Origin of the sequence: Enterobacter sp. JH25, from assembly GCF_021725435.1 — a bacterium.
In the GTDB taxonomy this organism is placed as follows: domain Bacteria; phylum Pseudomonadota; class Gammaproteobacteria; order Enterobacterales; family Enterobacteriaceae; genus Enterobacter; species Enterobacter intestinihominis.
Map to the genome: position 1 here is coordinate 375,690 of NZ_CP091319.1, position 26,972 is coordinate 402,661.

At 53.7% G+C, this 26,972-nt stretch carries 24 protein-coding genes, 1 tRNA gene and 3 rRNA genes; 14 read left to right on the forward strand and 14 right to left on the reverse strand.

Features of this window, described 5'->3' with window-relative positions; genetic code table 11:
- Nucleotides 1-14 precede the first annotated feature (14 nt).
- Nucleotides 15-1,007 carry a 2-keto-3-deoxygluconate transporter gene (kdgT, locus tag L2Y28_RS01810; protein WP_022646792.1) on the reverse strand — a complete coding sequence of 331 codons (993 nt, stop codon included), beginning with the start codon at nucleotides 1,005-1,007 and terminating at the stop codon, nucleotides 15-17.
- Nucleotides 1,008-1,654: 647 nt separating this feature from the next.
- Here kdgT and proP point away from each other — a divergent pair.
- Complete coding sequence (gene proP, locus L2Y28_RS01815) at nucleotides 1,655-3,157, forward strand: glycine betaine/L-proline transporter ProP (protein WP_022646793.1); 1,503 nt, start codon at nucleotides 1,655-1,657, stop codon at nucleotides 3,155-3,157.
- 32 nt (nucleotides 3,158-3,189) lie between these two features.
- On the opposite strand, the gene L2Y28_RS01820 is transcribed toward proP, so the two are convergent.
- On the reverse strand, nucleotides 3,190-4,143 hold the full coding sequence (locus L2Y28_RS01820; RefSeq protein ID WP_022646794.1) for a nickel/cobalt transporter: 954 nt from the start codon (nucleotides 4,141-4,143) through the stop codon (nucleotides 3,190-3,192).
- A 482-nt stretch (nucleotides 4,144-4,625) separates the two neighbouring features.
- Between L2Y28_RS01820 and L2Y28_RS01825 the strand changes: the two genes are divergently transcribed.
- The 3 genes from L2Y28_RS01825 to rrf all read left to right on the forward strand — a co-directional run bounded on the left by L2Y28_RS01825 (nucleotide 4,626) and on the right by rrf (nucleotide 9,457).
- Nucleotides 4,626-6,167, forward strand: a 16S ribosomal RNA gene (locus tag L2Y28_RS01825).
- A gap of 199 nt (nucleotides 6,168-6,366) precedes the next feature.
- Nucleotides 6,367-9,272 (forward strand): 23S ribosomal RNA (locus L2Y28_RS01830).
- A 69-nt stretch (nucleotides 9,273-9,341) separates the two neighbouring features.
- Nucleotides 9,342-9,457 (forward strand): 5S ribosomal RNA (gene rrf, locus L2Y28_RS01835).
- Together the 16S, 23S and 5S rRNA genes form the textbook arrangement of a ribosomal RNA operon.
- 242 nt (nucleotides 9,458-9,699) lie before the next feature.
- Here rrf and L2Y28_RS01840 read toward each other — a convergent pair.
- Nucleotides 9,700-9,775 (reverse strand) — tRNA-Phe (locus L2Y28_RS01840).
- A 169-nt stretch (nucleotides 9,776-9,944) separates the two neighbouring features.
- Between L2Y28_RS01840 and L2Y28_RS01845 the strand changes: the two genes are divergently transcribed.
- Both L2Y28_RS01845 and L2Y28_RS01850 read left to right on the forward strand, forming a co-directional pair.
- Nucleotides 9,945-10,790, forward strand: coding sequence for an AraC family transcriptional regulator (locus L2Y28_RS01845; RefSeq protein WP_022646795.1), 846 nt, complete (start codon nucleotides 9,945-9,947; stop codon nucleotides 10,788-10,790).
- Nucleotides 10,791-10,825: 35 nt separating this feature from the next.
- Nucleotides 10,826-11,416 carry a LysE family translocator gene (locus L2Y28_RS01850; RefSeq protein ID WP_023299118.1) on the forward strand — a complete coding sequence of 197 codons (591 nt, stop codon included), beginning with the start codon at nucleotides 10,826-10,828 and terminating at the stop codon, nucleotides 11,414-11,416.
- On the opposite strand, the gene L2Y28_RS01855 is transcribed toward L2Y28_RS01850, so the two are convergent.
- The 5 genes from L2Y28_RS01855 to aspA all read right to left on the reverse strand — a co-directional run bounded on the left by L2Y28_RS01855 (nucleotide 11,413) and on the right by aspA (nucleotide 17,008).
- A complete protein-coding gene (locus L2Y28_RS01855; RefSeq protein ID WP_022646797.1) occupies nucleotides 11,413-11,988 on the reverse strand; it encodes a transcriptional regulator in 576 nt (191 codons plus the stop codon). The genes L2Y28_RS01850 and L2Y28_RS01855 overlap by 4 nt on opposite strands.
- 49 nt (nucleotides 11,989-12,037) lie before the next feature.
- Nucleotides 12,038-13,741 carry a protein-disulfide reductase DsbD gene (locus tag L2Y28_RS01860; protein WP_022646798.1) on the reverse strand — a complete coding sequence of 568 codons (1,704 nt, stop codon included), beginning with the start codon at nucleotides 13,739-13,741 and terminating at the stop codon, nucleotides 12,038-12,040.
- Nucleotides 13,717-14,040 (reverse strand): divalent cation tolerance protein CutA, encoded by a 324-nt coding sequence (cutA, locus tag L2Y28_RS01865; RefSeq protein ID WP_003855908.1) that lies wholly within the window; start codon nucleotides 14,038-14,040, stop codon nucleotides 13,717-13,719. Before cutA ends, L2Y28_RS01860 begins: the two co-directional genes overlap by 25 nt.
- Nucleotides 14,041-14,153: 113 nt before the next feature.
- On the reverse strand, nucleotides 14,154-15,455 hold the full coding sequence (locus L2Y28_RS01870; RefSeq protein ID WP_008502949.1) for an anaerobic C4-dicarboxylate transporter: 1,302 nt from the start codon (nucleotides 15,453-15,455) through the stop codon (nucleotides 14,154-14,156).
- 116 nt (nucleotides 15,456-15,571) lie between these two features.
- On the reverse strand, nucleotides 15,572-17,008 hold the full coding sequence (aspA, locus tag L2Y28_RS01875) for an aspartate ammonia-lyase (RefSeq protein WP_003855923.1): 1,437 nt from the start codon (nucleotides 17,006-17,008) through the stop codon (nucleotides 15,572-15,574).
- A gap of 335 nt (nucleotides 17,009-17,343) precedes the next feature.
- On the opposite strand from aspA, the gene L2Y28_RS01880 reads away from it, so the two are divergent.
- On the forward strand, nucleotides 17,344-17,808 hold the full coding sequence (locus L2Y28_RS01880; RefSeq protein ID WP_003855925.1) for an FxsA family protein: 465 nt from the start codon (nucleotides 17,344-17,346) through the stop codon (nucleotides 17,806-17,808).
- Nucleotides 17,809-17,831: 23 nt separating this feature from the next.
- On the opposite strand, the gene yjeH is transcribed toward L2Y28_RS01880, so the two are convergent.
- Nucleotides 17,832-19,079 carry an L-methionine/branched-chain amino acid transporter gene (gene yjeH / locus L2Y28_RS01885; protein ID WP_022646799.1) on the reverse strand — a complete coding sequence of 416 codons (1,248 nt, stop codon included), beginning with the start codon at nucleotides 19,077-19,079 and terminating at the stop codon, nucleotides 17,832-17,834.
- Nucleotides 19,080-19,257: 178 nt separating this feature from the next.
- Between yjeH and L2Y28_RS01890 the strand changes: the two genes are divergently transcribed.
- Together L2Y28_RS01890 and groL are read left to right on the forward strand one after the other, a co-directional pair.
- Nucleotides 19,258-19,551, forward strand: coding sequence for a co-chaperone GroES (locus L2Y28_RS01890; protein ID WP_003855929.1), 294 nt, complete (start codon nucleotides 19,258-19,260; stop codon nucleotides 19,549-19,551).
- Between the two features lie 39 nt (nucleotides 19,552-19,590).
- Nucleotides 19,591-21,237 (forward strand): chaperonin GroEL, encoded by a 1,647-nt coding sequence (gene groL / locus L2Y28_RS01895; protein ID WP_006810416.1) that lies wholly within the window; start codon nucleotides 19,591-19,593, stop codon nucleotides 21,235-21,237.
- 141 nt (nucleotides 21,238-21,378) lie between these two features.
- On the opposite strand, the gene L2Y28_RS01900 is transcribed toward groL, so the two are convergent.
- Together L2Y28_RS01900 and L2Y28_RS01905 are read right to left on the reverse strand one after the other, a co-directional pair.
- Complete coding sequence (locus L2Y28_RS01900) at nucleotides 21,379-21,840, reverse strand: YjiG family protein (RefSeq protein WP_022646800.1); 462 nt, start codon at nucleotides 21,838-21,840, stop codon at nucleotides 21,379-21,381.
- A complete protein-coding gene (locus L2Y28_RS01905) occupies nucleotides 21,837-22,484 on the reverse strand; it encodes a nucleoside recognition domain-containing protein (protein ID WP_022646801.1) in 648 nt (215 codons plus the stop codon). The genes L2Y28_RS01900 and L2Y28_RS01905 overlap by 4 nt, the downstream gene beginning before the upstream one ends.
- A 233-nt stretch (nucleotides 22,485-22,717) precedes the next feature.
- On the opposite strand from L2Y28_RS01905, the gene L2Y28_RS01910 reads away from it, so the two are divergent.
- Nucleotides 22,718-23,071, forward strand: a complete 354-nt coding sequence (locus tag L2Y28_RS01910) for a DUF4156 domain-containing protein (RefSeq protein WP_022646802.1) — start codon at nucleotides 22,718-22,720, stop codon at nucleotides 23,069-23,071.
- A 65-nt stretch (nucleotides 23,072-23,136) separates the two neighbouring features.
- On the opposite strand, the gene epmB is transcribed toward L2Y28_RS01910, so the two are convergent.
- On the reverse strand, nucleotides 23,137-24,165 hold the full coding sequence (gene epmB / locus L2Y28_RS01915) for an EF-P beta-lysylation protein EpmB (protein WP_022646803.1): 1,029 nt from the start codon (nucleotides 24,163-24,165) through the stop codon (nucleotides 23,137-23,139).
- Between the two features lie 40 nt (nucleotides 24,166-24,205).
- Here epmB and efp point away from each other — a divergent pair, with 40 nt between their 5' ends.
- From efp to ecnB, 3 genes are all read left to right on the forward strand, one after another.
- Complete coding sequence (gene efp / locus L2Y28_RS01920) at nucleotides 24,206-24,772, forward strand: elongation factor P (RefSeq protein ID WP_003855940.1); 567 nt, start codon at nucleotides 24,206-24,208, stop codon at nucleotides 24,770-24,772.
- Nucleotides 24,773-24,829: 57 nt separating this feature from the next.
- Nucleotides 24,830-24,961 carry an entericidin A/B family lipoprotein gene (locus L2Y28_RS01925; protein WP_006810410.1) on the forward strand — a complete coding sequence of 44 codons (132 nt, stop codon included), beginning with the start codon at nucleotides 24,830-24,832 and terminating at the stop codon, nucleotides 24,959-24,961.
- Nucleotides 24,962-25,069: 108 nt separating this feature from the next.
- Entirely contained in the window at nucleotides 25,070-25,216 is a 147-nt protein-coding gene (ecnB, locus tag L2Y28_RS01930; RefSeq protein WP_006178941.1) for a lipoprotein toxin entericidin B, read from the forward strand.
- A gap of 37 nt (nucleotides 25,217-25,253) precedes the next feature.
- Here ecnB and L2Y28_RS01935 read toward each other — a convergent pair whose 3' ends face one another.
- The gene (locus L2Y28_RS01935) at nucleotides 25,254-25,853 is read right to left on the reverse strand and encodes a LuxR C-terminal-related transcriptional regulator (protein WP_022646804.1); all 600 of its coding nucleotides are present in this window, start codon (nucleotides 25,851-25,853) and stop codon (nucleotides 25,254-25,256) included.
- Nucleotides 25,854-26,115: 262 nt separating this feature from the next.
- Between L2Y28_RS01935 and sugE the strand changes: the two genes are divergently transcribed.
- Nucleotides 26,116-26,433, forward strand: coding sequence for a quaternary ammonium compound efflux SMR transporter SugE (sugE, locus tag L2Y28_RS01940; protein ID WP_022646805.1), 318 nt, complete (start codon nucleotides 26,116-26,118; stop codon nucleotides 26,431-26,433).
- Here sugE and L2Y28_RS01945 read toward each other — a convergent pair.
- Entirely contained in the window at nucleotides 26,430-26,960 is a 531-nt protein-coding gene (locus tag L2Y28_RS01945) for a lipocalin family protein (RefSeq protein ID WP_022646806.1), read from the reverse strand. The two genes, sugE and L2Y28_RS01945, sit on opposite strands and share 4 nt — an antisense overlap.
- Between the last annotated feature and the right edge of the window lie 12 nt (nucleotides 26,961-26,972).

The following is a 26,972-nucleotide window of genomic DNA, read 5'->3' on the forward strand; positions in this document are numbered from 1 at the left end:
AGGGGGCGAACGGCTTAGTGGTGCATTTCTACCGCTTTCGGCTCTGCCTGGGTTTCCGGAACCTGTCCAAAACGTCTGGCGTACAGCGCCGTGATGATCGGGACCAGAATCGCCGTCACAATCACGCTGGCGGCAACCAGGGCCGTGGCGGAAGCCGCCACTGGTTCAAAGGCCGGGTTAATCTGGGCGATAATCACCGGGTTAGCTACCGCAGCGCCTGCGGCCGACGAGGCGGCCACACCTGCGGTTCCGTTACCGCCCCCGATGACGCGGTCTGCAATAATTAGCGGAATACCCGTGATGACGATGACGGCAACACCCAGCACAATACCCAGCAGGCCGGTTTCCAGAATCACGTTCAGATTGATGGTATTGCCCAACGCGAAGCCGAAGAACGGGATCAGTACCGGGGTGGCTTTGCTGAAGAAATCGCGCAGATCGTGATCGAGGTTGCCTAGCGCAAAACCAATCAGGAACGGCAGGATCGCCCCGACAAAATGGTGGGGTTCAAAGGAGGCAAGGCCAGCAGAACCCAGAATCAGCATGGTCATCAGCGGACCCGACTCCAGGGACATCAGCACGAACGCGCCTGATTCTTCTTTGGTGCCATATTGATTCATCAGGCTGGCATAGAGACCGCCGTTGGTCATATCCATTGCTGAAACAATGGCCAGAACGGATAATCCGGCGAAGAATCCGGTCTGTATGCCATTCTCCGGAATGAACATCGCGCAGATCATGGCAACGACCCAGGCGACCGCAATTTTAGTAATGACCAGCGTCCCTGATTTACGTAATACCGTACCAGTTGCACGTAAATTAATAGATGCGCCGATGCAAAAGAACCAGACTGCCAGAATCGGCACCGTTCCAGTGATCATACCTTTTGTAAAACCGCCAAAATAAGCACCGGTATTCGGGGCCAGCGTATTTAATATCGCGCCAAGTACCAGCGGGACCAGCATCATCCCGCCCGGGATGCGTTCTATTGTTGCTTTAATCTTCATCATTAACCCTCACATCTCGCCCGCGTGGCTGGCGGAAATCTCAAAAAATAGATCAACAAATTCAAATGATTGCCTTTTTTGAAGACCAATCGATTCGTTACTTATGCTGTAAAGCGAAATTCAGGTGCTTAGCATTCCTTCATTTGAAAGCCGCTGGGATATTGTGTTCGGGTTTATCATGCGATCTTTGGAATTTCGATTCAATGAAAATAAAACACTGTTTTAGTTATCTGCGTCACATATTGAATGTAAACAGGAATGCCCGCTGTTAATAATTAAATTTTGTGTAAATTCGATGTGAAGAAATGTGATTGTTTTTTGTTTTAAGAGGAATAATAACGGGTGTTAAGATGTGCTTGATAAAGGGGGGTGAGAATGACCTTATTTATCGTGAATTGACAAAACCTGAAGCCAACTTACGAACCGGAAAAATATATGTGAAGTTGATCACATATATAAACGCTGGTAGGGTAAAAAGGTCTTTAACTGCCCAGACAGGCGTCAACAGGTTCGGTTGTATTGCGGTAAAACGTCAATGTAAGTAAACCTGCTACGCTTGAATAAGGAGATTCGCATGGAGCGGATCTCTGGTTCACAGCTTGCAAATGCGCTGTGAAACGGACGGGGCTGAGTCTACGAGGAAAGCTATGCTTAGAAGGAAAAAAGTAAAACCCATCACGCTGCGCGATGTCACCATTATTGATGATGCGAAACTGCGCAAAGCGATTACGGCGGCCTCGCTCGGTAATGCGATGGAGTGGTTCGATTTTGGTGTCTACGGCTTTGTTGCCTATGCGCTTGGTAAAGTGTTCTTCCCCGGTGCCGATCCCAGCTTGCAGATGATTGCCGCGCTGGGTACGTTCTCTGTTCCCTTCCTTATTCGCCCTCTCGGTGGCCTGTTCTTCGGCATGCTGGGTGATAAATATGGTCGCCAGAAGATCCTGGCCATTACTATTGTCATCATGTCGATAAGTACATTCTGTATCGGCCTTATTCCGTCCTATGCGACCATTGGTATATGGGCGCCGATCCTGCTGTTGATCTGTAAGATGGCGCAGGGCTTCTCCGTTGGCGGCGAATATACCGGTGCATCGATTTTTGTCGCCGAGTATTCTCCGGACCGAAAACGCGGCTTTATGGGCAGCTGGCTCGACTTTGGTTCGATTGCCGGGTTTGTCATGGGCGCGGGAGTTGTGGTTCTGATTTCAACCGTAGTGGGTGAAGAGAACTTCCTCGACTGGGGCTGGCGTATTCCGTTCTTCCTGGCGCTGCCGCTTGGCATCATCGGTCTTTACCTGCGTCACGCCCTGGAAGAGACGCCTGCGTTCCAGCAGCACGTTGAAAAGCTGGAGCAGGGCGACCGTGAAGGGTTGCAGGATGGCCCAAAAGTGTCGTTCAAGGAGATTGCGACCAAACACTGGCGCAGCCTGCTGACCTGTATCGGTCTGGTGATTTCCACCAACGTGACCTATTACATGCTGCTGACCTACATGCCGAGCTATCTGTCGCATAACCTGCACTACTCGGAAGACCACGGTGTGCTGATTATTATCGCCATCATGGTAGGCATGCTGTTTGTGCAGCCGATTATGGGCCTGCTGAGCGACCGCTTTGGTCGTAAGCCATTCATTATTCTCGGTAGCGTCGCGCTGTTCGCGCTGGCAATCCCGGCCTTTATTCTGATTAACAGCAATGTGCTGGGGCTGATTTTCGCCGGTCTGCTGATGCTGGCGGTGATCCTCAACTGCTTTATCGGGGTGATGGCTTCTACGCTACCGGCAATGTTCCCGACGCATATTCGCTACAGTGCGCTGGCGGCAGCCTTTAATATCTCCGTTCTGATTGCGGGCCTGACGCCGACGCTTGCTGCTTCACTGGTGGAGAGCACGCAGAACCTGATGATGCCTGCTTACTATCTGATGGTTATTGCGGTGATTGGCCTGATTACCGGTATTACTATGAAGGAGACGGCGAACCGTCCACTGAAAGGGGCAACGCCTGCGGCGTCCGATATTCAGGAAGCGAAGGAGATCCTGCGCGAGCACTACGATAACGTAGAGCAGAAGATTGAAGATATTGACGCAGAGATTGAAGAGCTTCAGAAAAAACGTTCTCGCCTGGTTGACCAGCATCCGCGAATTAACGAGTGATAAAAAACCCGCCGCTGGCGGGTTTTCTTTTATTAGCATCCTGCGGCGATATAGTCGCCGCTGGCGCTGACGGGGATCACCGTCAGGAAGAGGATAGTTGCGAACAATATCAGAACAACTCCTCCGGCTATTTTGACCATCGGCATTACCCAGTTCAGGGAAGTGCCGCCACTAAACCAGGCTACTGTGCGTTCACGCGCGTAACGTACTGCCAGCGACAGCCCCATAATCGACAGCGCCGTGCCCAGCGACATTGTCATCACAGCAGCAATTCCCCAGCTAATAATGCCGAGCGCATTCGAGAACATCAGGATCATAATTGCCCCGCTGCACGGGCGTGCGCCAATGGCCAGCACCACGCCCAGACGGGTTTTCCAGTCGCTTTTAGCCAGATCCACCCCTACGCCGTGATGGCCGCAGCCACAGTGTTCATTATGCTGATGATGCGGCTTGATGGCGCTAATCGCCATTTTGCGCGGACGCAGGCTGCTGAGCGCCTGATAAATGATAAACGCACCGAAGGCGGCAATCAGTAAGGCGCTGATTTTCTCGACGTACCAACGGCTGGTGCTGATATCTCCTGACGCGAGGTTTAATCCAACCGCCAGGATAAACACAAAGAGGATCGCGCTGACGCCCTGCATCAGGCTACCGATAAACGGTACGACGCGCGCCGCGAGCTGGCTCTCTTTATTGGTGCTGAGATACGTGGCGACGATAAATTTGCCGTGTCCTGGTCCAACGGCATGGAGTACACCATAAAGAAACGCACCGGTTAACAACCACAGCCCACCGCTGTACTGATGATTATTAAGTTGCAGCAAATACATCACCAGATAACGGTGCAGGGTGATCTGAGCGGCGAGGCACCACTGAATAAAAGCATTCCAGTGCGTATGCAGTGCGAAACCTGCCATAAGTAACACCAGCACGGCGAGCCCGGCGGTTGGGATACGCCAGTCACGTTGAAGTCGTTGTGTCGTCATCAGGTTGGTCTGCGAGAGGAATATTTGCCGCTAGTATAGTGTTCAATTAGCGGGATCGCACCGGGATCGTCAATGGATTGTGGATAACTCTGTGCGTAAAAGGGTATAAGGCGGGGTTTTGCTGGGGAATACAGCAGTCAGTCATTTTTTTGCAACTTTTCTGTTGCGGTCGCTCGGGAACTCCCTATAATGCGCCTCCATCGACACGGCAGATGTGAATCACTTCACAGACAACCCGGTCGGTTGAAGAGAAAAAATCCTGAAATAACGGGTTGACTCTGAAAGAGGAAAGCGTAATATACGCCACCTCGCGACAGAGCGCTGAAGCGCGTCGCAACTGCTCTTTAACAATTTATCAGACAATCTGTGTGGGCACTCAAAGTGACATGGATTCTTAACGTCCTCGGACGAAAAATGAATACCAAGTCTCTGAGTGAACATACGTAATTCATTACGAAGTTTAATTCACGAGCATCAAACTTAAATTGAAGAGTTTGATCATGGCTCAGATTGAACGCTGGCGGCAGGCCTAACACATGCAAGTCGAACGGTAACAGGAAGCAGCTTGCTGCTTTGCTGACGAGTGGCGGACGGGTGAGTAATGTCTGGGAAACTGCCTGATGGAGGGGGATAACTACTGGAAACGGTAGCTAATACCGCATAACGTCGCAAGACCAAAGAGGGGGACCTTCGGGCCTCTTGCCATCGGATGTGCCCAGATGGGATTAGCTAGTAGGTGGGGTAACGGCTCACCTAGGCGACGATCCCTAGCTGGTCTGAGAGGATGACCAGCCACACTGGAACTGAGACACGGTCCAGACTCCTACGGGAGGCAGCAGTGGGGAATATTGCACAATGGGCGCAAGCCTGATGCAGCCATGCCGCGTGTATGAAGAAGGCCTTCGGGTTGTAAAGTACTTTCAGCGGGGAGGAAGGCGACAGGGTTAATAACCCTGTCGATTGACGTTACCCGCAGAAGAAGCACCGGCTAACTCCGTGCCAGCAGCCGCGGTAATACGGAGGGTGCAAGCGTTAATCGGAATTACTGGGCGTAAAGCGCACGCAGGCGGTCTGTCAAGTCGGATGTGAAATCCCCGGGCTCAACCTGGGAACTGCATTCGAAACTGGCAGGCTAGAGTCTTGTAGAGGGGGGTAGAATTCCAGGTGTAGCGGTGAAATGCGTAGAGATCTGGAGGAATACCGGTGGCGAAGGCGGCCCCCTGGACAAAGACTGACGCTCAGGTGCGAAAGCGTGGGGAGCAAACAGGATTAGATACCCTGGTAGTCCACGCCGTAAACGATGTCGACTTGGAGGTTGTGCCCTTGAGGCGTGGCTTCCGGAGCTAACGCGTTAAGTCGACCGCCTGGGGAGTACGGCCGCAAGGTTAAAACTCAAATGAATTGACGGGGGCCCGCACAAGCGGTGGAGCATGTGGTTTAATTCGATGCAACGCGAAGAACCTTACCTACTCTTGACATCCAGAGAACTTAGCAGAGATGCTTTGGTGCCTTCGGGAACTCTGAGACAGGTGCTGCATGGCTGTCGTCAGCTCGTGTTGTGAAATGTTGGGTTAAGTCCCGCAACGAGCGCAACCCTTATCCTTTGTTGCCAGCGGTTAGGCCGGGAACTCAAAGGAGACTGCCAGTGATAAACTGGAGGAAGGTGGGGATGACGTCAAGTCATCATGGCCCTTACGAGTAGGGCTACACACGTGCTACAATGGCGCATACAAAGAGAAGCGACCTCGCGAGAGCAAGCGGACCTCATAAAGTGCGTCGTAGTCCGGATTGGAGTCTGCAACTCGACTCCATGAAGTCGGAATCGCTAGTAATCGTGGATCAGAATGCCACGGTGAATACGTTCCCGGGCCTTGTACACACCGCCCGTCACACCATGGGAGTGGGTTGCAAAAGAAGTAGGTAGCTTAACCTTCGGGAGGGCGCTTACCACTTTGTGATTCATGACTGGGGTGAAGTCGTAACAAGGTAACCGTAGGGGAACCTGCGGTTGGATCACCTCCTTACCTTAAAGAACCTGCCTTTGTAGTGTCCACACAGATTGTCTGATGAATGATGAACTTCTGAATGTACTTTTGAGTGCATTAAGAAGTTTTGCTCTTTAAAAATCTGGATCAAGCTGAAAATTGAAACGACACATCTTTAATGGTGTGTTCGAGTCTCTCAAATTTTCGCAATCAGAAGTGAAACATCTTCGGGTTGTGAGGTTAAGCGACTAAGCGTACACGGTGGATGCCCTGGCAGTCAGAGGCGATGAAGGACGTGCTAATCTGCGAAAAGCGCCGGCGAGGTGATATGAACCTTTGACCCGGCGATGTCCGAATGGGGAAACCCAGTGCAATTCGTTGCACTATCGTTAACTGAATACATAGGTTAACGAGGCGAACCGGGGGAACTGAAACATCTAAGTACCCCGAGGAAAAGAAATCAACCGAGATTCCCCCAGTAGCGGCGAGCGAACGGGGAGCAGCCCGGAGTCTGAATCAGCTTGTGTGTTAGTGGAACGGTCTGGAAAGTCCGACGGTACAGGGTGATAGTCCCGTACACGAAAGCACACTTGCTGTGAACTCGAAGAGTAGGGCGGGACACGTGGTATCCTGTCTGAATATGGGGGGACCATCCTCCAAGGCTAAATACTCCTGACTGACCGATAGTGAACCAGTACCGTGAGGGAAAGGCGAAAAGAACCCCGGCGAGGGGAGTGAAAAAGAACCTGAAACCGTGTACGTACAAGCAGTGGGAGCCTCTTTATGGGGTGACTGCGTACCTTTTGTATAATGGGTCAGCGACTTATATTCTGTAGCAAGGTTAACCGTATAGGGGAGCCGAAGGGAAACCGAGTCTTAACTGGGCGTTAAGTTGCAGGGTATAGACCCGAAACCCGGTGATCTAGCCATGGGCAGGTTGAAGGTTGGGTAACACTAACTGGAGGACCGAACCGACTAATGTTGAAAAATTAGCGGATGACCTGTGGCTGGGGGTGAAAGGCCAATCAAACCGGGAGATAGCTGGTTCTCCCCGAAAGCTATTTAGGTAGCGCCTCGTGAACTCATCTTCGGGGGTAGAGCACTGTTTCGGCTAGGGGGCCATCCCGGCTTACCAACCCGATGCAAACTACGAATACCGAAGAATGTTATCACGGGAGACACACGGCGGGTGCTAACGTCCGTCGTGAAGAGGGAAACAACCCAGACCGCCAGCTAAGGTCCCAAAGTCATGGTTAAGTGGGAAACGATGTGGGAAGGCACAGACAGCCAGGATGTTGGCTTAGAAGCAGCCATCATTTAAAGAAAGCGTAATAGCTCACTGGTCGAGTCGGCCTGCGCGGAAGATGTAACGGGGCTAAACCATGCACCGAAGCTGCGGCAGCGACGCTTAGGCGTTGTTGGGTAGGGGAGCGTTCTGTAAGCCGTTGAAGGTGTGCTGTGAGGCATGCTGGAGGTATCAGAAGTGCGAATGCTGACATAAGTAACGATAAAGCGGGTGAAAAGCCCGCTCGCCGGAAGACCAAGGGTTCCTGTCCAACGTTAATCGGGGCAGGGTGAGTCGACCCCTAAGGCGAGGCCGAAAGGCGTAGTCGATGGGAAACAGGTTAATATTCCTGTACTTGGTGTTACTGCGAAGGGGGGACGGAGAAGGCTATGTCAGCCGGGCGACGGTTGTCCCGGTTTAAGCATGTAGGCGGAGGTTCCAGGTAAATCCGGTACCTTATTAACGCTGAGGTGTGATGACGAGGCACTACGGTGCTGAAGTGATAAATGCCCTGCTTCCAGGAAAAGCCTCTAAGCATCAGGTAACACGAAATCGTACCCCAAACCGACACAGGTGGTCAGGTAGAGAATACCAAGGCGCTTGAGAGAACTCGGGTGAAGGAACTAGGCAAAATGGTGCCGTAACTTCGGGAGAAGGCACGCTGATATGTAGGTGAAGTCCCTGCGGACGGAGCTGAAATCAGTCGAAGATACCAGCTGGCTGCAACTGTTTATTAAAAACACAGCACTGTGCAAACACGAAAGTGGACGTATACGGTGTGACGCCTGCCCGGTGCCGGAAGGTTAATTGATGGGGTTAGCGGCAACGCGAAGCTCTTGATCGAAGCCCCGGTAAACGGCGGCCGTAACTATAACGGTCCTAAGGTAGCGAAATTCCTTGTCGGGTAAGTTCCGACCTGCACGAATGGCGTAATGATGGCCAGGCTGTCTCCACCCGAGACTCAGTGAAATTGAACTCGCTGTGAAGATGCAGTGTACCCGCGGCAAGACGGAAAGACCCCGTGAACCTTTACTATAGCTTGACACTGAACACTGGTCCTTGATGTGTAGGATAGGTGGGAGGCTTTGAAGCGTGGACGCCAGTCTGCGTGGAGCCAACCTTGAAATACCACCCTTTAATGGCTGGTGTTCTAACGTAGACCCGTAATCCGGGTTGCGGACAGTGTCTGGTGGGTAGTTTGACTGGGGCGGTCTCCTCCCAAAGAGTAACGGAGGAGCACGAAGGTTGGCTAATCCTGGTCGGACATCAGGAGGTTAGTGCAATGGCATAAGCCAGCTTGACTGCGAGCGTGACGGCGCGAGCAGGTGCGAAAGCAGGTCATAGTGATCCGGTGGTTCTGAATGGAAGGGCCATCGCTCAACGGATAAAAGGTACTCCGGGGATAACAGGCTGATACCGCCCAAGAGTTCATATCGACGGCGGTGTTTGGCACCTCGATGTCGGCTCATCACATCCTGGGGCTGAAGTAGGTCCCAAGGGTATGGCTGTTCGCCATTTAAAGTGGTACGCGAGCTGGGTTTAGAACGTCGTGAGACAGTTCGGTCCCTATCTGCCGTGGGCGCTGGAGAATTGAGGGGGGCTGCTCCTAGTACGAGAGGACCGGAGTGGACGCATCACTGGTGTTCGGGTTGTCATGCCAATGGCACTGCCCGGTAGCTAAATGCGGAAGAGATAAGTGCTGAAAGCATCTAAGCACGAAACTTGCCCCGAGATGAGTTCTCCCTGAGACTTTAAGTCTCCTGAAGGAACGTTGAAGACGACGACGTTGATAGGTCGGGTGTGTAAGCGCAGCGATGCGTTGAGCTAACCGATACTAATGAACCGTGAGGCTTAACCTTACAACGCCGAAGCTGTTTCGGCGAAGAGACAGACACGATTTTCAGCCTGATACAGATTAACAGAATTTGCCTGGCGGCTTTAGCGCGGTGGTCCCACCTGACCCCATGCCGAACTCAGAAGTGAAACGCCGTAGCGCCGATGGTAGTGTGGGGTCTCCCCATGTGAGAGTAGGGAACTGCCAGGCATCAATCAGGAAGAACCCCGTACCGGAAGGTGCGGGGTTTTTTGCTTTGTGCGTTCTGAAAAGTCGGATGGCGGCTTCGCCTTATCTGGCCTGCGGGTTTTGTAGGCCCGGTAAGCGCAGCGCCCCCGGGCAATGCTGGCTGCGCGACCACATCGGGAAGAGATACAGGAATAAATTTAAGGTAAGGTTTTAATAAGCGCAGAAAAGCAAAAACCCAGCCATAGGCTGGGTTCTTTAAATAGTGGTGCCCGGACTCGGAATCGAACCAAGGACACGGGGATTTTCAATCCCCTGCTCTACCGACTGAGCTATCCGGGCAACGGAGCGCATTAAACCGCAATCGCGCGCGATCGTCAACATTATTTCGGGAAAAGCTGTTCAACTGCTTAAGTTTGCGGCAATCTGTCCGTTTGTGCGCTGAAAGTGCACAAATCTTCCAGACAGTTCAGGCAAGAGGTGGCAATGCTGACGGTAAGAGGAGGGCAGTATGGCAAACGACTGGCTTGAGCTGCGTCAGCATGCAGAAACAGGTATTGAGACAATTAAGGCGCATTTCGAAGGACACGCCTTTGATCCCCACTGGCATGATAGCTATCTGGTCGGAATAACCCTTTCCGGTACGCAGCAGTTCCACTGTCGCCGTGAACGCCACCGTAGCCAGCCGGGCGATGCTTTTTTACTTGAGCCTGGTGAAATACATGACGGTGATGCACCGGTAGAGGGTGGCTTTACTTATCTGACCTTTTATCTGGATGAACACTGGCTCACCCGTACGCTTCAAGGGCTGTATGACTCTACTCCCGGGAGTTACACCCTCCACTTTGCCCAAACGCTGACGCGAGAGCCTCAGCTGGTGCGCGCTATCGGTGATACATTTGCCTCGCTGCATAACGATGAGATGAAGATCGTACAACAGAGCACAATGGATAACCTGCTCACTAAGATTACAGCCCACTGCCACTGGCGGAAGAAACTCCCGTCGCAGTTACAAAGCTCCGCTGTGGCGCATCGTGCCCGCGACTATCTCTATGCGCATATCGGCGAGAACGTGGGGCTGTCAGACCTTGCGCGGGAGACGGGGACGGATCGCTTTACGCTCACCCGCTGCTTTAAGCGCGAATTTCACCTTGCGCCGCACGCCTGGCTTATCCAGCTGCGCCTGGCAAAGGCCCGACAGATGCTGGCGTATGGGGAACTGCCTGTTGATGTGGCGACGGCAGTAGGTTTTGCCGATCAAAGCCATCTTGGTCGCTGGTTCCAGCGGGCGTACCCTATTTCTCCGGCATACTACCGTCGGTTGTGCACAAACCTTCCAGACGTTTCCAGAAAATAACGGCACATTCATGGCTCTACTAAAAGGAGCCACCTGTGAATTTAATACCCTTCCTGCTGTTTGCATTTGTCGCCTCGATTACGCCGGGGCCAACCAATATTTTGGTACTGGCTAACAGTCAGCACTTTGGCGTAAAAAATACGATTCCTGCGATCCTGGGTGGGTGTATTGCCGCCAGCGCTATTGTTCTGGTTTCTGGCGCTGGGGCAGGAGAAGTGTTACGCCAGTATCCGCTGATACGTCAGGTGATGAGCTGGGCGGGCGTGCTGTGGCTTTCCTGGATGAGCTGGCAGCTGTTTAGCGCCCCGGCCGCGAATCTCTCCTCCAGGCGTCATGTCCGATTTACCGCGCGGGCAGCGGCGTTATTACAGGTTGTAAACCCAAAAACCTGGATGATGGCGCTGGCCGTCGTCAGCCTGTTTGCTCCGGCAAGCGACCATGCATTACGGGATATTTCGCTGATGGCGCTATGGTTTCTGGCGATCTCAGTGGTCTGTTTGTTGTGCTGGGCGTGGCTGGGGAAGGCGGTGAACCGGATTTTCCGCACCACCGTGGCGATGGTGCGATTTCAACGTGCAATGGCGCTGTGTTTGTTTATTTCCGCCTGGACGGGAATGCTGGCTTAGGTCAGTGCACCACCCATACGGCACTGCGCAAACCGCAAAATATCTTCCGCCAGACGGTGCGCCGTATCCACATCCGCCTGGCTACGGTTCACCAGCATGCGGCTCAGGCAACCTTCCAGCACCAGCTCCATCTGCTTCGCGACCATTGCCGGATCATCCACTTCAAGTGTGGTCAGCAGCTCGTGTGTGAACTCGTGCGCGGCTCGTTTTTGCTGATCTGCCAGTTGATGGATGGGATGTCCGGGATCGGGGAAATAGGTGCAGGCGGCGATAAACAGACAGCCTGGGTAACGGTTGTTGGTGACACACTCCGTCAGTGCGGTATAGCGTGCCAGCAGCTTTTGCTCGGTGGTCAGCTCTTCATTCAGCATCAGTTGCCTGCGCCAGATATCCACCTGCTGGCTGAGATAGCGCAGGGCATCATACAGCAGCGCCTCTTTATCCGGCCAGAAGCGCTTAAGTTCATCCAGAGGGTAATCGATACGGTCGGCTACCATCTCAAGCGTGGTGCTGGCGATCCCTTGAATCTCAAGTAATTGCAGGGCTTGTCCCAGTACGTCTTCGCGTTGCACGGTTATCTCCTCCGCTATTCCCAACGGTTTGTCCCGTCTAAAGTGTTGTTTACGGTTGGCGATTGCGCAAATGCGCGTTGAATGCCGTCGCGTCCATAAACCCGGTTACACGCTGCGTCAGCTGTTCTTCCCCCTGTTCATTGAAGAACAGGATGGTAGGCAGCCCGAGCACGTTAAGTTGCTTCAGCAGAGCCTTATCCTGCGCGCTGTTGGCGGTAACGTTCGCCTGGAGCAGAACGGTATCGCTCAGCGCATGTTGTACCTGCGGATCGCTGAAGGTGTATTTTTCAAACTCTTTGCAGGCCACGCACCAGTCGGCATAGAGATCGAGCATGACCGGTTTGCCTTTCGCCTGCACCAGGGCGCGGTTAAGGTCATCCACGTTTTTAATCTGTATAAAATTCAGATGAGCCTGTGTTTGACCTGTCGGGGTGCCAAACGCCCAGTCCTGTAACGGACGGACGCTCACCAGCGCGGCCGCCAGCAGAAGGATCTGTAGCAGGCGCATCCACGGTTTCTTCGCACCCAGACTCACGATAAATGCCCAGCTGAAGAAGGCCACGCCGAGCATAGCCCACAGACGCGTACCCCACACATCACCGATGATGCGTTCCAGCAGGAAGACCGGTAGCGCCAGAATGACAAAACCAAACGCGGTTTTCACTGTCTCCATCCACGGGCCGCTCTTCGGCAGCAGACGATTGCCAAATACCGTCACAAGGATCAGCGGCAGACCCATGCCGAGCGCGTAAAGGTACAGCGTGCCGCCGCCGAGCCAAAGGTTGCCGCTCTGGGCAATGTATAACAGGATGGCGCTCAGCGGCGCGGTGGTGCAAGGGGAGCAAATCAGCCCGGCGATGGCACCCATGGCGAACACGCCGCCCGCAGAGCCCCCCTGCTGACGGTTGCTCATTAGCGTCAGACGGGTTTGCAGGGAAGAGGGCAGTTGCAGAGTGAACAGGCCAAACATCGACAGCGCCAGCAGAATAAACACTGCTGACAGTCCGATAAGCACATAGGGGTGCTGAAGGGCGGCCTGGAACTGCAACCCGGCAGCGGCGACCACGAGGCCGAGCGCCGTATAGGTTAACGCCATGCCCTGCACATAGATAAAGGCCAGCAACAGCGCGCGGGCGGTGGAAAGGCGTTGCTTACCGCCCAGCACGATGCCAGAGATAAGCGGGTACATAGGCAGTACGCAGGGCGTAAAGGCGATGCCGATACCAATCAATAACGCCCAAAGCGCTGAGAACGGAAGGTCTGAAGCGGCTTCGCCTTCACCCCTCACACTGGCCATTTCCCCTGAGGGGAGAGGGGAGGCCGCCGCTTTCACTTCGCTAAGCGGAACGACCTTTGTTTCAGGGGGATAGCAGAAGCCCGCATCGGCGCAACCCTGATACGTCACCGTCAGGGTTGCGCCTTTATCCGCCTGATTCACCGTGACGGGCACGCTTAAGCGCTGGCGATAAATTTCACTTTTACCGTAGAACTCGTCCTCGTGCCATTCGCCAGCGGGCATCTGCAATGCGCCGACGTCAGCCTTTGCCGGCGTGATGCTGACCTGCTTGCGATAGAGGTAATAACCCTCTTTCACCTGCCAGGTGAGACTGAGATCGTGCTGGTTTTGCTGAAAGTCGAAAACGAATGCCTGGTCGGCAGGAATAAAGTTCGAACGGCCGGGCGCGTCAAACAACCCGGCAAAAACTGACGTGCTGCACAGCAGCAGGATCAGCGTAAAGAAGCGTTGAGCCATGAGAGATAATCGTTATCGCCGTGGACCACTGGCAGCACCAGCAGCTCCGGGGTTTGGTAAGGATGATGAGACTTGAGGCAGTCGAGGAGCGCCTGCTGGTTGGTCAGATTGGTTTTGAGCAACATCTGGACTTCGTACTCTTGCTCCAGCTTGCCTTCCCAGTAATAAAGGGAGGTGGCGCCGGGAAGTAGCGTGACGCAGGCAGCCAGTTTTTCGGCCAGCACTTTGGCGGCGAGATCCTGGGCAGAAGCTTCATCAGGGGCGGTACACAGTACAACAACAGCATCAGGCGTGTTCACAAGTCGACCTCCTCATCACGAAAGTCTTCACTATATCACGCCATGTGATTGGTCATTAATGAAACGGGCCGCAGCGCGGCCCGTTTTTAACTATTTTTACAACGGCTAACCGTTTACAGCACAATGCCGCCGATGATAAAGCCGAGGACCACGCAGAGCGTAATCGCCACCACGCCCGGGATGAGGAACGCGTGGTTAAACACGTATTTACCGATACGGGTCGAGCCGGTGTCATCCATCTCAACCGCGGCCAGCAGGGTTGGGTAGGTTGGCAGCACGAACAGGGCGGAAACCGCCGCGAAAGAGGCAATCGCCGTCAGCGGCGTCACGCCCAGCATCAGTGCCGCAGGCATTAGCGCTTTGGTGGTCGCAGCCTGGGAGTACAGCAGCGTTGCGGCAAAGAACAGCACCACCGCCAGTAGCCACGGATAGTTGTGCAGCAGGTCGCCTGCAACTGTCTGGATATCGCTGATGTGCGCTTTCACGAAGGTGTCACCGAGCCACGCCACACCCAGCACGCACACGCAGGCGCTCATACCGGATTTGAAGGTGCTGGCGTTCAGCACTTCGCTGGTGTCGATTTTACAGGTGATACTGATCAGCGTCGCGATGGTCAGCATAAATACCACAATCGCTTCGTTACGCGGCAGAACCGGGTTCTGGATCAGACCTACCGTATCGCTGATGGCGGTCGCGTAGAACATCACGGCGACGATACCAATCAGGAACAGCAGCACGGAGCGTTTTGCATGCGGCTTCAGCTCAAAGACCTGGCTACCGCGCAGGCTCACTTCACCTTTTGCCAGACGCTCCTGGTAAACCGGATCGTCTTTCAGCTCGGCGCCGAGGAAGTTACACAGCACGGCAGTGATCATTACCGCAATCAGCGTGACCGGAATACAGATCGCCAGCAGCGTCAGATAACTTACGCCCATCGGCTCGAGAATACCCGCGAAAAAGACCACTGCCGCGGAAATGGGCGAGGCGGTGATCGCAATCTGGGAGGCGACTACAGCAATAGAAAGAGGGCGAGACGGGCGAATACCCTGCTCTTTCGCCACTTCGGTAATGACCGGCAGCGTAGAGAAAGCGGTATGGCCAGTACCGGCGAGAATGGTCATAAACCAGGTCACCAGTGGGGCAAGGAAGGTGATGTATTTTGGATGACGACGCAGCATACGCTCCGCCAGGCTCACCAGGTAGTCCATACCGCCAGCGACCTGCATGGCCGCAATGGCAGCGATAACCGCCATGATGATTTCGATAACGTCAAAAGGGATTGCGCCGGGTTTAATCTGAAAGATCAGGGTAAGTACGAGCACGCCGAGACCGCCGGCAAAGCCGATGCCGATACCCCCGAGTCGTGCGCCCAAATAAATCGCCAACAGGACGATGACGAGTTCTGCTCCAAACATAAAGACCTGCCTTGCTTATTAACAAGTTGATATTGAATTGTTGTGTTTTGGTAACGGCCATAAAGAAAAAAGGCACGTCACAAGTGACGTGCCTTTCGGAAGCTTAGCCTGAACGGTTACTGTTCGCTTTCATCGGTATATCGTTTCGCTTTATATGCCGGGTGCATCAGGTTCTGGGCGGAGAAGATATCGTCCAGTTCGGCTTCGGTCAACAATCCTCGCTCGAGAACCACCTCACGCACGCTCTTACCGGTTTCGGCACAAATCTTCCCGACGATATCGCCGTTGTGGTGGCCGATGAACGGGTTGAGGTAGGTGACGATGCCGATGGAGTTATAGACGTAGCCTTCACACACTTCTTTATTCGCGGTGATGCCGTTAATGCATTTTTCCAGCAGGTTGTAGCAGGCGTTGGTCAGAATGTGGATAGATTCAAACATCGCCTGGCCAATCACCGGCTCCATTACGTTCAGCTGGAGTTGACCGGCTTCGGAGGCCATGGTGACGGTCGTATCGTTACCAATAACCTTGAAGCAAACCTGGTTCACCACTTCTGGCACCACCGGGTTCACTTTAGCTGGCATGATGGATGAACCCGCCTGCAACTCTGGCAGGTTGATTTCATTCAGGCCAGCGCGCGGACCGGAGGAGAGCAGGCGCAGGTCGTTACAGATTTTGGACAGTTTCACCGCCAGACGTTTCAATGCGCTGTGCACCATCACGTAGGCGCCGCAGTCTGAGGTGGCTTCAATCAGGTCTTCTGCAGGTACAACCGGCAGGTTGGACACTTCAGCCAGCTTCTGTACCGCCAGTTGCTGATAGCCATCCGGGGTGTTCAGGCGTGTACCGATGGCGGTAGCACCCAGGTTCACTTCCAGCAGCAGTTCGGACGTGCGCAGCAGGTTTTTGGTCTCTTCGTTCAACAGCACGTTAAACGCGTGGAACTCCTGGCCGAGGGTCATTGGCACTGCGTCCTGCAGCTGGGTACGACCCATTTTCAGAATGTCCTGGAACTCAACGGCTTTACGCTGGAAGCCATCACCCAGCTGATTAATCGCGTCGACCAGTTTGACGACAGAGGCATACACCGCGATGCGGAAGCCGGTTGGGTAGGCGTCGTTGGTGGACTGACATTTGTTAACGTGGTCGTTCGGGTTCAGGTACTGGTATTCACCTTTCTGATGACCCATGAGCTCCAGGCCGATGTTTGCCAGCACTTCGTTGGTGTTCATGTTGACGGAGGTGCCTGCGCCGCCCTGATAGACGTCAACCGGGAACTGATCCATGCATTTGCCGTTGTTCAGCACTTCATCGCACGCGGCGATAATCGCATTTGCAGCGCTTTTAGGAATGGTTTGCAGCTCTTTGTTTGCCAGAGCCGCGGCTTTTTTTACCATCACCATGCCACGCACAAATTCAGGGATGTCGCTGATTTTGCTGTTGCTGATGTAGAAGTTTTCAATCGCTCTCAGAGTGTGAACACCATAGTAGGCATCCGCTGGAACTTCCCTGGTACCCAACAAATCTTCTTCGATACGAATGTTGTTTAACATGTGAACCTTCTTTTCAAGCTGCCGATGGATTGTACTAAACACACAGTAGATATGTGGTTTTGAATATTTTATGACCGACGATTATTCCCTCAATCGGCCAGATGTTCGAGATCATATGCTGATGATAGCGAATTGCCGTAAGCTGGATCACTTATTATCGACCCGATTTCATGATAATTATTAATCTGTGAAATATGTCACCGCTTTAATATTTCCAGAAAAAATATCCGTGCAAACCGATTGAATTTTGGCTAACCGTCACCATTTCTTATCTACGCGCTTCGCGAACACATTCAGTCAGGGGCCAGAAGGCACCTGCCACACAGGAGATGCCAGTGCGCTGGATACCATTTATTGCTTTCTTTCTTTATGTTTACATTGAGATTTCCATTTTCATCCAGGTTGCCCATGTGCTGGGCGTCCTGCTGACGCTGATTCTGGTGATCTTCACCTCCGTCATCGGCATGTCGCTGGTGCGCAATCAGGGTTTCAAAAATTTCCTGTTAATGCAGCAGAAGATGGCCGCAGGTGAAAGCCCGGCCGCCGAGATGATCAAAAGCGTGTCGCTGATTATTGCTGGCCTGCTGCTGATCCTGCCGGGCTTCTTTACAGACTTCCTCGGCCTGCTGTTGCTGTTGCCGCCGGTGCAGAAGCATCTGACCATGAAGCTGCTGCCGCATCTGCGTTTCAGCCGTATGCCAGGCGGTGGTTTCAGCACCGGCCCGGGCGATACCTTTGAAGGGGAATATCAGCGTAAGGATGAGCAGCGCGACCGGTTAGATCATAAAGACGATCGGTAAGTTTCTTGCCCGGTGGCGCTCGCTCACCGGGCCTGCGGATTTTGCCGCTTCGGTAAAAACACCCACAGCCCCGCCAGCATGACGATGGCGTACACACTCTTCCATCCCACCATCGCCAGCAGCAGCAGGCACAGGACACACCCGATAGCCGCCAGCGCCTTAAAGCGTCCTTTCAGTAGCCGACAGCCCGCCAGCATGCACAACAGATAGATCATGATGAAAATACCGTTGGCGTAGATAATCAGCGCGTCAAGGTTGATGTCGAGGAGATAAATGGCCAGGGAACTCACCACGCAGCAGCCCAGTACGGTATTCAGCGCATTCACCGGAAGCTGACGCTTTGACAGGCGTGAGAGGGGGCTATCCGGTTTATAAAGTGCCTGAGACCACACCAGCCGGGCGAAGCTCTGAATATAGATGTTGAGGCTGGCAAAGCAGGCGAGATAGCCAATCACGCAGGCTACCCACAGGGCTTTAACGCCAAACAGCTGCACCACGATGCCCGGCAGCGACGCGGCGGCGGCTTTCTCTTCACCGAACGCGTTGAAGTGCAGCACCAGTACGGTACAGGCCCAGTACACGGTGCCCGCCAGCAGCAGGCCAATCATCAGGGCGCGGGGAAAATCACGCTCGGGCTGTTTAAACTCGGATGCCAGATGAGCGAACGCCTCCAGACCGACGAAACACCAGAACATGACGGATAGTGCAGCGAAAAGCTGTGTGTGGTCGATGTCATTAATCGCGGGGAAAGGAATATCCGCCACCGTAATGTCACCCGCAAACCAGATGGCGATGATCAGCGCGACGATTAACACGGCGACCAGCGTTTGCAGGTTGGCGCTGGAACTGGCCCCGCGTGAGCCAACCCACCAGATAATCGCCAGCGTGCCGAGTTCAGCCAGCAGCAGCTGTTCATCGTGCCAGCCAAACAGCGCCTGTCCGAAGCCGGTTGCGATATGCAGGGCTGCCGGAAGGCCAACGGGTATCACCGACAAAAATAGCCAGCCGGTGACGCGTTCCATTCGCGGCCCAAACGCCATACCGACAAAATGCGCTACGCCGCCTGCGCTCGGGAAGTGCCGCCCGAGTATGGCAAAGACAATCGCCACCGGAAACACCAGCACGATCAGCACCGGCCATGCCCAAAGACTGTTATTGCCGGCAACCAACGCCGCCAGCGCGGGAACCGCAAAAACGCCCGTGCCTAACAAAGACGTTGAGAGTAAGCCAATGCCCTGCGCCAGCCCCAACTCCTGCCTGAGTCCACTCATTTACCTCGTCCCGCCACCATCAAAAGAGAGTGGATGGTAACACTTTCGCAAATTTTTTTTCGATTACCCCTTGAAGGGGTAAAAAGCTATCCCCATCTCTCAGGGCACTAGCCGGAAAACCGCATGCGGACCGGCGTCATCCATAACTGATAATGACTTTCTCAAAGGAGAGCTATCAATGAGTATTCGTCCGTTACATGATCGTGTGATCGTCAAACGTAAAGAAGTTGAAACCAAGTCTGCTGGCGGCATCGTTCTGACCGGTTCAGCAGCAGCAAAATCAACGCGTGGCGAAATCATCGCTGTCGGTAAGGGCCGCATCCTGGAAAACGGAACTGTGCAGCCACTGGACGTTAAAGTTGGTGACATCGTCATTTTCAACGATGGCTACGGCGTGAAATCCGAGAAGATCGACAATGAAGAAGTGTTGATCATGTCCGAGAGCGACATTCTGGCAATTGTTGAAGCGTAATTAACGCACGAAACTGTACGAATTTGAGGAAATAAGAACATGGCAGCTAAAGACGTAAAATTCGGTAACGACGCTCGTGTAAAAATGCTCCGCGGCGTAAACGTACTGGCAGACGCAGTGAAAGTCACTCTGGGCCCGAAAGGCCGTAACGTCGTGCTGGACAAATCCTTCGGCGCGCCAACCATCACCAAAGATGGTGTTTCTGTTGCACGTGAAATCGAGCTGGAAGACAAGTTCGAAAACATGGGCGCACAGATGGTGAAAGAAGTTGCCTCTAAAGCGAACGACGCTGCTGGTGACGGTACCACCACCGCGACCGTACTGGCGCAGGCGATCATCACCGAAGGCCTGAAAGCCGTTGCTGCGGGCATGAACCCAATGGATCTGAAACGTGGTATCGACAAAGCTGTCGCCTCTGCTGTTGAAGAGCTGAAAGCGCTGTCCGTACCGTGCTCTGACTCTAAAGCCATTGCTCAGGTTGGTACTATCTCCGCTAACTCCGACGAAACCGTAGGTAAACTGATCGCTGAAGCAATGGATAAAGTCGGTAAAGAAGGCGTGATCACCGTTGAAGACGGTACTGGTCTGGAAGACGAACTGGATGTGGTTGAAGGTATGCAGTTCGACCGCGGTTACCTGTCCCCATACTTCATCAACAAGCCAGAAACTGGCGCTGTTGAGCTGGAAAGCCCGTTCATCCTGCTGGCTGACAAGAAAATCTCCAACATCCGCGAAATGCTGCCAGTGCTGGAAGCCGTTGCGAAAGCAGGCAAGCCGCTGGTAATCATTGCTGAAGACGTTGAAGGCGAAGCGCTGGCGACTCTGGTGGTTAACACCATGCGTGGCATCGTGAAAGTGGCAGCGGTTAAAGCGCCTGGCTTCGGCGATCGTCGTAAGGCGATGCTGCAGGATATCGCTACCCTGACCGGCGGTACCGTGATCTCCGAAGAGATTGGTATGGAGCTGGAAAAAGCGACCCTGGAAGACCTGGGCCAGGCGAAACGCGTTGTGATCAACAAAGACACTACCACCATCATCGACGGTGTGGGTGAAGAAGCCGCTATTCAGGGCCGTGTTGGTCAGATCCGTAAGCAGATCGAAGAAGCAACTTCCGATTACGACCGTGAAAAACTGCAGGAGCGCGTAGCGAAACTGGCAGGCGGCGTTGCGGTAATCAAAGTTGGTGCTGCGACCGAAGTTGAAATGAAAGAGAAGAAAGCACGCGTTGACGATGCCCTGCATGCGACCCGTGCTGCGGTAGAAGAAGGCGTAGTTGCTGGTGGTGGTGTCGCGCTGGTGCGTGTAGCCGCTAAACTGGCTGGCCTGACCGCTCAGAACGAAGACCAGAACGTAGGTATCAAAGTTGCGCTTCGCGCAATGGAAGCCCCTCTGCGTCAGATCGTGTCCAACGCCGGTGAAGAGCCATCAGTAGTTGCGAACAACGTGAAAGCGGGCGAAGGTAACTACGGTTACAACGCAGCAACCGAAGAATACGGCAACATGATCGACTTCGGTATCCTGGACCCAACTAAAGTTACCCGTTCTGCTCTGCAGTACGCGGCATCTGTAGCTGGCCTGATGATCACGACCGAATGCATGGTAACCGACATGCCTAAAGGCGACGCGCCTGACTTAGGTGCTGCTGGTGGTATGGGCGGCATGGGTGGCATGGGCGGCATGATGTAATCATGTTGTTCTGAACCTCTCAGAATGAACCCCGGGCAGCGATGCCCGGGGTTTTTTATTGCCCGTCGAGCCGTTACTCAAACAAGATGTGCATGGCGGAAGAGATGCGGTTCCAGCACTGAAAAATCCATTTTTATCTCCTCAGAAGAGTAGCTGCATCACCCACATCGAGAGCAGGGCGTTGATGACGCAGACAGCGATGATGTGCGGGTAATATTTCGGGTTCACGCCCGCGGTGCCGAGGCAGCGGCCCGTGTTTTGCACCGGATTGCCCATCAGGTAGATGGCGGGCAGCAGGATGGTGGCATCATGGCCGCTGAGCGTGCCGGCGACGACCAGGCTGGCGCAAACCCCCACGCCGCCGCCCATGCTCATCACCGAGGCCAGAAGTACCGTTGCCGCCGCACCCGGAAGCCCCCACAGGGCCATGATGGGCTCGCATACCCTGCCGACAATATCCAGCAGGCCGGTCACCTTAAGCGCCTGAATGATGACAAACGCCATGACCACGTTCGGCAACAGGCTGGTGGTGGCGATGGTAAAGCCGCGGCGGGCGCCATCGATAAACAAGTCCATGATATTTTTACGCGTCTGGGCGATCATTTTTCCTCCTGAACGCGACGAACTTCCATGTGGGCGATCCACAGCCGCAGGAAGTTGGCGCCAACAAATTTAAATACCAGAATGACCGCCAGCGGCGCGATCACCGGGACGGTAATAAAGGTAAAAAGTGCGGCACCGGAAGAAAAATAGTTGGTAATAATGGCGCTACCGCTGGTCTGGAAGGTGGCGAAAATGGCGCGTTCATGGTCAGTAATCGCCCCTTCGTCGGTCAACTCTTTGGTCATCCCTGCGGCTGCATCGGTATTTTGCAGGTTGGCGATAAGCGCCAGAGAGCAGATGCCCGGCACGCCGAGCAGCGGGCGCAGAATGGGCGTCATGAGCTGTTGTGCGGCGCGCAGCCCGCCCAGCCCCTCGGTAACGGCAATGATCCCGAGCGATAAAATGACCGAGGGCGCCAGTTCAAGGGCAAACAAAAAACCGTCTTTCGCTCCTGTGCCACCCTCGCCGCGAAACGTTAGGGCGCCGTTCACCGGTCCAAAACTGCCGTTCAGGACGGTAAAATCCAGCATGCGCCACCATTCAGTACTTTTGGCGAAAAAACCTGAGAAAAATACGATGGTGAGCACGAACGCCAGATAGCCCGCCCAGGTTACTTTTTCCTCTCCTGAGGATGATGCACTCATGAAACCCCCTTTTTTTAGTCCCGTACAAAAGTTGTACGTCGCATCACTAAAAACGATCGGGGGCTAAAACACGATATCCCAAAGGTTATTATCAGAATTCATTTAAGATGTCGGAGGAGTGCCAGCGGAATCTGGCTCGCAGAAATGCTCAGCATTTTTCTTTTGGTCATCTTTTTAGTATAAGGTTTACACGCGGACAACTACTGTCCAGCTTATTGAAAACGAGGAATAACATGCGCATAAAAGTCTGTGCAGGGATTGTAGGTGCAGCATTGCTGCTGGCGGGTTGTAGCACCAGCAATGAGCTGACGGCAGCGGGCCAGAGCGTTCGCTTTGTGGAAGATAAGCCGGGCAGCGAATGCCAGCTGTTAGGCACCGCCTCTGGCGAGCAAAGCAACTGGATGTCAGGGCAGCACGGCGAGGAGGGCGGCTCTATGCGCGGTGCGGCCAATGCCCTGCGTAATCAGGCTGCGGCAATGGGCGGCAACGTGATTTACGGGGTGAGCAGCCCGACGCAGGGTATGCTGTCCAGCTTTGTGCCAACCGCCAGCCAGATGAACGGCCAGGTCTATAAGTGCCCGAACTGATATAACATTTTGATGGCGCTGCCGCTTTACCTGTAGGCAGGTAAGCGTAGCGCCACCTGCTTTTTTTACTGCTGCCGCAGCTGCAAATCCAGCGGCGTCTTACTCGGCTCTCCGCCAATCTCACGTGCCAGCTTCGGCACCATATAACCTGAAACCAGCGTTAACAGCTCGCGCATAATCTTCCGGGCCTCTTCATCCGTCACCATGAAGTGCGCCGCGCCCTGGACGCGATCCAGAACATGCAGGTAATAGGGCATTACGCCCGCATCAAATAAGGCATTGCTGAGATCGGCCAACACGTGGGCGCTGTCGTTCACGCCGCGCAGTAATACGCTCTGGTTGAGCAGCGTCACGCCTGCCATTCGCATACGCGTCATCGCCGCACGAAAGTCCGCGTCAATTTCATTTGCATGGTTGATATGATTTACCAGCAGCACCTGTAAACGGGACTGCTCCAGGCGCGTGACCAGGGCGTCGGTGATACGCGCCGGGATGACGATCGGTAAACGGCTGTGAATGCGCAGACGCTTAATGTGCGGGATGGTCTCAAGTTGAGTCAGCAGCCAGTCCAGCTCATGATCTTTTGCCATCAGCGGGTCGCCGCCGGAAAAGATGATTTCATCCAGTTCCGGGTGCGCTGCGATGTAGTCCAGCGCCACCTGCCAGTTGCGCTTATTACCCTGATTTTCGGCGTACGGGAAGTGGCGACGGAAGCAATAGCGGCAATTTACCGCGCACCCGCCCTTAACCAGCAGCAGGGCACGATTGCGGTATTTATGCAGTAAACCCGGTACAACACTGTTCTGCTCTTCCAGCGGATCGGTGCTGTATCCGGGGGCGGTAATAAACTCATCCTGAGAGGTCAGCGTTTGTTTTAATAATGGATCATCAGGGTTACCCTTTTCCATTCGGGCAACAAACGCGCGGGGAACGCGCAGGGCGAAAAGGCGCTTCGCCTCACGGCCTGCACGCAACGCTTCGTGCTGTTCGAGGTCTAAAAGACGCAGCAATTCATCAGGACTGGTGATTACATCGGCAAGTTGCGATAACCAATCTTCTCTGGACGGGGTGTTTAGGGTTACAATATGCGCCATTTTGTGGCTTAGCTACCAGTTAACAAATTTAGAGGGCCTTATGGCAACGTACTATAGCAACGATTTTCGTGCTGGTCTTAAAATCATGATGGACGGCGAACCGTACGCGGTTGAAGCCAGCGAATTCGTTAAACCAGGTAAAGGCCAGGCATTTGCGCGCGTTAAGCTGCGCCGCCTGCTGACCGGTACCCGTGTTGAGAAAACCTTCAAATCTACTGACTCCGCTGAAGGCGCTGATGTTGTCGATATGAACCTGACTTACCTGTACAACGACGGTGAGTTCTGGCACTTCATGAACAACGAAACCTTCGAGCAGCTGTCTGCGGACGCGAAAGCGATTGGCGACAACGCCAAGTGGCTGCTGGATCAGGCTGAGTGCATCGTGACCCTGTGGAACGGTCAGCCTATCGCGGTTACGCCGCCGAACTTCGTTGAGCTGGAAATCGTTGAAACCGATCCAGGTCTGAAAGGTGATACCGCAGGTACTGGCGGCAAGCCTGCCACCCTGTCTACCGGCGCTGTGGTGAAAGTGCCACTGTTCGTACAGATCGGTGAAGTAATCAAAGTGGATACCCGCTCCGGCGAATACGTATCCCGCGTGAAGTAATTTACGTCATGATTAAAGGCGCAGCGCCCGCTGCGCCTGATTTTGCAGGCAGGGAAGATGAAACGTACCGTTAAAATTCTGCTTCTGTTAGCGCTCTCCAGCGCAATTCTCTCCGGCTGCAACACCGCGCGTGGCGTGGGTGAAGATATCCAGGATCTCGGCCATATCATTTCCCATGCGGCCAGCTAATTCCGTCTAATTTTCCTAAAAATTCTTCCTTTTCCGTCAAACGGCAAGATTTTGTCTATTCTTAAGTTGCTATACACAAAATAACTTTGGCTATAAAAGGAAGATATTATGGTTAAGAAAACAATTGCAGCGATCTTTTCTGTTCTGGTGCTTTCTTCGGTACTGACTGCATGTAACACCACCCGTGGCGTAGGGGAAGATATCTCCGACGGTGGTAGCGCGATTTCTGGCGCAGCAACTAAAGCTCAGAACTAATGTAAGCGACGGTACGGCAAGTTATTACACCGTACCGTCAATTCTCCACTTCCTGTAGCGATAAAAACGGCGAGTAGCGCGTATCCATATGCAGCTTCATGCGGATATTGCGTTTGTACGTGTATACCGTTTTTCCGTTAATGCGAAGATTGCTGGCAATTTTCTGGTTGCTCGCACCATCCATCCACAAGGTCAGAACTCTTTCTTCCTGACGCGTCAGCAACGGTGCCGCCATTTTCGGTAGCTCCGCGCTCGCGCATGACGTTAGCGCATCGTTTATCACCGCCGCCAGTGCTTCCAGATCGGTATTTTTGGAGAGCGAAGACCATATCGGGAACTGCGCCAGATAATCAGTCATCTCCTGCTCCTGCGCTGATTGCAGCATAATAAAAGGCAGTGTTTCGCTGGCAATTAGCAGGGAGGAAAGCTGCTGAAAATGGTGTAAATCCTGCCGGAAGCCAGATAAATCAGCGATGACCAGCGCAGGTTTCCATTGCAGGATATGCTCTCTGGCGAGGAAAAGATTATTTACCCCGGTTACGACGAAATGACCCGAAAACAGGTCTGAATGATTGACCCAGGCTTCAAATCCCGCGCGGGTGAAGTGACAACGGTCAATCAAAAGAATTTTGAACATAAAATTTTCGCAGTCGGCTAGTGGTTTGGCTTCCTGCCATCAGAAAGCCTATCATCATAGAGAAGTCGGATGAGTCATAAATGCCTGAACTACGTGCCTTACTGAGGCTATTTCTTGCTTTAAGGTGTTCAGCAGAAAAAGTTTGAAAAAAAATTCCACGCTAACCAAAATATAAGGCGCAACTTCTGCCTTGCGGGACGACCCGTAAGCGCTTCACTCATCGGGGACGGCCCCAACTTGTCTTTAAGTTAAGGAGCCTGAAATGTCCTGGATCGTTCTTGTTATTGCTGGTTTGCTCGAAGTGGTATGGGCAATTGGTCTGAAATACACCCACGGTTTTACCCGCCTGACGCCCAGCGTCATCACTATCGCCGCAATGATTGTCAGTATCGTCATGCTTTCATGGGCGATGCGAACCTTACCGGTCGGCACAGCTTACGCTGTCTGGACGGGAATTGGCGCGGTAGGGGCTGCCATTACCGGCATTCTGCTGCTGGGGGAGTCTGCGAGTCTGGCGCGCATCGCCAGCCTCGCGTTGATTGTCGCGGGTATCGTCGGGTTAAAACTCAGTACGCACTAATGCGGCTGTTTTACCCAGATTAACTTCGTCACATCAAACCCTTGCCGGGTCGCTATGTCCAGCATCTGCTGTTTCATTTCCGCCGAGATCGTTGGCGTGCGGGAGAGGAGCCACAGATAGTTGCGATCCGGCCCACAGACCAGCGCGTGGCGGTACTCTCTGTCCAGCGCAATGACGTTATACCCGCCGTAGTATGGGCCGATGAAAGAGGCTTTCATGGCCGCGCGATTAGATGCGCCGGTGAAATAGGCCTGACCAACTGACTGCTGCCACATCTGGCGATCCGGGTTATAGCCGCGGTTAATGACCCGGATCCCGCCGTTATCCATCGCGCTGTAGCTGACCGTGACTTTTTCTAAGCCCCGCTCGAACTGATGGTCCAGCCGGGCGATTTCATACCAGGTGCCGAGGAAGCGCTGTGCGTCGAAATTACTGACTACCGTGACGCCAGGCGGAGGAGTAGGGGAACTGCAAGCAACCACTAAAAACGCGGCTGTTACTGCGGCAATAACAGGCAGAATGCGCATAGGAGTTTCCTT

Coding starts and splice junctions, on each gene's coding strand:
- L2Y28_RS01900 (WP_022646800.1), bottom strand. CDS start 21,840: ATGATCGCCCAGACGCGTAAAAATATCATGGACTTGTTTATCGATGGC.
- sugE (WP_022646805.1), top strand. CDS start 26,116: ATGTCCTGGATCGTTCTTGTTATTGCTGGTTTGCTCGAAGTGGTATGG.
- yjeH (WP_022646799.1), bottom strand. CDS start 19,079: ATGAGTGGACTCAGGCAGGAGTTGGGGCTGGCGCAGGGCATTGGCTTA.
- L2Y28_RS01910 (WP_022646802.1), top strand. CDS start 22,718: ATGCGCATAAAAGTCTGTGCAGGGATTGTAGGTGCAGCATTGCTGCTG.
- L2Y28_RS01870 (WP_008502949.1), bottom strand. CDS start 15,455: ATGTTTGGAGCAGAACTCGTCATCGTCCTGTTGGCGATTTATTTGGGC.
- proP (WP_022646793.1), top strand. CDS start 1,655: ATGCTTAGAAGGAAAAAAGTAAAACCCATCACGCTGCGCGATGTCACC.
- L2Y28_RS01905 (WP_022646801.1), bottom strand. CDS start 22,484: ATGAGTGCATCATCCTCAGGAGAGGAAAAAGTAACCTGGGCGGGCTAT.
- L2Y28_RS01945 (WP_022646806.1), bottom strand. CDS start 26,960: ATGCGCATTCTGCCTGTTATTGCCGCAGTAACAGCCGCGTTTTTAGTG.
- L2Y28_RS01935 (WP_022646804.1), bottom strand. CDS start 25,853: ATGTTCAAAATTCTTTTGATTGACCGTTGTCACTTCACCCGCGCGGGA.
- L2Y28_RS01890 (WP_003855929.1), top strand. CDS start 19,258: ATGAGTATTCGTCCGTTACATGATCGTGTGATCGTCAAACGTAAAGAA.
- ecnB (WP_006178941.1), top strand. CDS start 25,070: ATGGTTAAGAAAACAATTGCAGCGATCTTTTCTGTTCTGGTGCTTTCT.
- L2Y28_RS01845 (WP_022646795.1), top strand. CDS start 9,945: ATGGCAAACGACTGGCTTGAGCTGCGTCAGCATGCAGAAACAGGTATT.
- L2Y28_RS01820 (WP_022646794.1), bottom strand. CDS start 4,143: ATGACGACACAACGACTTCAACGTGACTGGCGTATCCCAACCGCCGGG.
- kdgT (WP_022646792.1), bottom strand. CDS start 1,007: ATGAAGATTAAAGCAACAATAGAACGCATCCCGGGCGGGATGATGCTG.
- efp (WP_003855940.1), top strand. CDS start 24,206: ATGGCAACGTACTATAGCAACGATTTTCGTGCTGGTCTTAAAATCATG.
- epmB (WP_022646803.1), bottom strand. CDS start 24,165: ATGGCGCATATTGTAACCCTAAACACCCCGTCCAGAGAAGATTGGTTA.
- aspA (WP_003855923.1), bottom strand. CDS start 17,008: ATGTTAAACAACATTCGTATCGAAGAAGATTTGTTGGGTACCAGGGAA.
- L2Y28_RS01925 (WP_006810410.1), top strand. CDS start 24,830: ATGAAACGTACCGTTAAAATTCTGCTTCTGTTAGCGCTCTCCAGCGCA.
- L2Y28_RS01860 (WP_022646798.1), bottom strand. CDS start 13,741: ATGGCTCAACGCTTCTTTACGCTGATCCTGCTGCTGTGCAGCACGTCA.
- groL (WP_006810416.1), top strand. CDS start 19,591: ATGGCAGCTAAAGACGTAAAATTCGGTAACGACGCTCGTGTAAAAATG.